We start from the raw sequence: 289 nt of genomic DNA on the forward strand, positions 1-289 counted from the left end.
TATAATTAATACTACGATTAGTGATAAGTACAGCCAACCTGTTTGTCCTAATATTCTACGTCAAAAAGCTTGTTTTTCAAGATTTTTAATAAGTGAGACTATAACTGCAGGTATTGCCATAAGCATAGATGCAAAAATTATTGGCATAACTCCTGCTGTATTAATTTTAATTGGTAAAAATGTTTTCTTACCAACTGAACTTGGACCTTGTCCAAATCCTCTACTTGATTTTCCAACATACTGTATAGGTATTCTTCTTTCACCTAATTGTATTTGATCCAGATAAAAT

At 30.8% G+C, this 289-nt stretch carries 1 pseudogene; it reads right to left on the reverse strand.

The features are described from left to right. Positions 1–60: 60 nt before the first annotated feature. Positions 61–289, reverse strand: a pseudogene (locus AWT72_RS09035) (preprotein translocase subunit SecY); the annotation flags it as partial.

Source organism: Oceanivirga salmonicida (assembly GCF_001517915.1).
In the GTDB taxonomy this organism is placed as follows: domain Bacteria; phylum Fusobacteriota; class Fusobacteriia; order Fusobacteriales; family Leptotrichiaceae; genus Oceanivirga; species Oceanivirga salmonicida.